Annotated in this window: 3 protein-coding genes and 1 pseudogene; all 4 read left to right on the top strand. The window is 48.5% G+C overall.

Going from position 1 to position 2,956, the window contains the following annotated elements; genetic code table 11:
* Positions 1-112 (top strand): annotated as a pseudogene (locus AC6I5A_RS11310) (acetylglutamate kinase); the annotation flags it as partial.
* Positions 113-128: 16 nt separating this feature from the next.
* Positions 129-1,343, top strand: a complete 1,215-nt coding sequence (locus AC6I5A_RS11305; protein WP_034615870.1) for an acetylornithine transaminase — start codon at positions 129-131, stop codon at positions 1,341-1,343.
* Positions 1,344-1,642: 299 nt separating this feature from the next.
* Positions 1,643-2,590 carry an ornithine carbamoyltransferase gene (argF, locus tag AC6I5A_RS11300; protein ID WP_034615867.1) on the top strand — a complete coding sequence of 316 codons (948 nt, stop codon included), beginning with the start codon at positions 1,643-1,645 and terminating at the stop codon, positions 2,588-2,590.
* 76 nt (positions 2,591-2,666) lie between these two features.
* Positions 2,667-2,956, top strand: a 290-nt coding sequence (locus AC6I5A_RS11295) for an argininosuccinate synthase domain-containing protein (protein WP_034615864.1), incomplete at its 3' end; no start/stop codon positions are given.

Below are 2,956 nucleotides of genomic sequence, written 5' to 3'. Positions count from 1 at the left end.
CTCGGCTTTAGAGGGTGGCGTCGGCAGCGTGCATATCCTTGACGGGCGGCAAAGCCATGCTATTTTGCTGGAGCTGTTTACTGATGGCGGAATCGGAACAATGTTCAGATAATGGGGGGGTGGAAGACTTGAAGCAATTAGAAGGTTTATCAAGCGAGGCAATTATCGAGCGAGGGAAAAACGTAGTTATGAATACCTATGGCCGCCTACCCATGACGATTGTCAAAGGGGACGGAGCCTGGGTTTGGGATACGGAAGAGAGACGTTATTTGGATTTTTTGACAGGGCTGGCGGTCAACTCCCTGGGACATAATCACCCGGCGATCGTCCGTGCGGTTCAGGAACAGGCCCAAGAGATCATGCACACGTCAAACTTATACTGGATACCGAACCAGGTCGCTTTGGCGGAGCGTTTGGCGGAGCATTCTTTTGCGGATAAAGTGTTCTTTTGCAACAGCGGAGCGGAGGCCAATGAAGCGGCCTTTAAACTGGCCCGGAAATATGCCGGGAAAAATTTTGGTGCGCAGAAATACGAGGTAGTTACACTGGAAAATTCGTTTCACGGGCGGACCTTGGCAACCCTCACGCTCACAGGACAGACTAAATATCAGGAAGGGTATGATCCGCTTCCCGTAGGATGCTCTTATGCCAAATTGAATGATCTTGAGGACTTAAAGGCTAAAGTAAATAGTAATACTGCAGCAGTCTTTATTGAGCCCATTCAGGGGGAAGGGGGAGTACTGCCGGCTTCCGGAGAGTTTTTACAAGGAGCGCGGGCCCTGTGTGATCAATTTGGGGCTTTGTTAATCTTTGATGAGGTGCAGTGCGGCATGGGGCGGACGGGAAAACTCTTTGCTTATGAGTGGAGCGGTGTGGTTCCGGATATCCTGACCTTGGCTAAAGCCTTGGGCGGCGGAGTGCCGATTGGAGCAATGCTGGCCACGGATGAAGCAGCAAAAGCCTTTCAGCCCGGCGATCACGCTTCGACCTTCGGGGGAAACCCTTTGGCGACCGCCGCAGGATGCGCTGTCCTGGATGTGATGCTTGAGGACGGATTTATGGAAGGGGTTCAGGAACGAGCCAAGTATTTTCAAAAGGGACTCGAGGAACTGGCCGGGAAGTATCAGACCGGGGAGCCCGTCCGAGGGAAAGGGTTTATTTTAGGATGGCCTGTTTCCAGGTTGGGCCCGGAGATTGTCGAGGCTTGCCGACTAAACGGGCTGCTGATCAATTGTGTTGGCGGCAAGGTCCTGCGGTTCCTTCCCCCGCTGATTGTTGAAAAACGGGAAATGGATAAGGCCTTGGGGATTTTGGATCAAGTATTTACGGAACTCTGGAAGTGAGAGACAAAGCCCCCCTCTAAACCCTTGCTTCTCCAATTTCCAGGTGGTCTTTTCAGAACTGACTATGCTATAATAGAATGGTGAAGGGATGCTATAAAGTAAATAAAACTTCCATAGCGGCCTTTGTTTTCTGGGTAGGAAAAGAATAAAACTCCTGCTTGACAGCTCAGGTTGTCAAGTGGAAGTTTTATTTGGTTTTTTCATTAACGGTTTTATAGAAGCGAAATAGTTTCCTTTCTGGCATTGTATTTTTATACACATGAGTGTATGATAATACATATCGAAGGAGTGAATGACAGATGCATACAATCGATCAATCTATTTTTAAAGGGCGGGACTTTATATCGCTTCATGATTTTTCTCAAGCTGAAATAGGCTGCATTTTAGATGTAGCTAAAGAACTTAAAGATGCGCAAAAAGCAGGACGTCCTCATCCGATTCTTCAAGGCAAGACCTTGGGGATGATTTTTACGAAGTCTTCGACACGGACCCGGGTGTCTTTTGAAGTAGGGATGTACCAATTGGGAGGGTATGCGCTCTTTCTGAGCGGACGGGATATCCAACTGGGGAGAGGAGAAACGATTGCTGATACGGCGCGTGTTCTTTCCCGGATGGTCGATGGAATCATGATTCGGACCTATAGTCATCAGGAAGTCCTGGATTTGGCAAAGTATGCCACGATTCCGGTTATTAACGGACTTACAGATCTGCTGCATCCCTGTCAGGTGCTTGCCGATCTGATGGCCATACAGGAGCATAAAGGCCGCTTAGCGGGCTTGAAACTTGCCTACATTGGAGATGGGAATAACATGGCTCATTCCCTGATGTTTGGCGGAGCTAAAATGGGATTGCATGTTGTGATCGCTTCCCCTCCGGGATATAAGCCGGATCCATTGATTGTCGCTTTGGCTCAGGCGGATGCAAAAAATAACGGTGGGCTGGTAGAAGTGGTGGATGATCCTTTAGAAGCCGTAAGAGGTGCGGATGTGCTTTACACGGACGTTTGGGCCAGTATGGGCCAGGAAGAAGAGGCCCAAGTGAGAAGGGTGGCTTTTGAAGGATATCAGATCAATTCCGAGGTACTGAAGAAAGCGGATCAATCCGCCATTGTTCTGCATTGCCTTCCGGCTCACCGTGGGGAAGAAATTACGGATGATGTTATTGAAGGGGTTCAGTCCGTCGTCTTTGATGAAGCAGAAAACCGTCTGCATGCCCAAAAAGCGATTATGGCGTTAGTAATAAAATAAAACAAATAGTTTTCACTGGAGACTGTATACTATACACAACACATGGACACGAATTTGGAAAAAGAGGGAGAGAGACATGAAAAAAGTTGTTTTAGCCTATTCCGGTGGATTGGATACCTCCATTATTATTCCCTGGCTTAAGGAGACGTACGGGTATGAAGTGATTGCCATGGCGGCGGACCTCGGGCAAGGGGAAGAGCTGGCTCCTCTCCAGGAAAAGGCGATCAAAAGCGGTGCAAGCAAACTGTATATTGAAGATCTGAGAGAAGAATTCCTCTCCGAGTTTATTTTTCCGACGTTAAAGGCCGGAGCAGTTTATGAAGGAAACTATCTCCTGGGGACTTCGTTTGCTCGTCCTCTGATTGC

The sequence above is a fragment of the Desulfosporosinus sp. Tol-M2 genome (genome assembly GCF_059735615.1).
The sequence above is the reverse complement of the archived record's forward strand: the minus strand, read 5'-3'. Positions and strand labels throughout refer to the sequence as shown.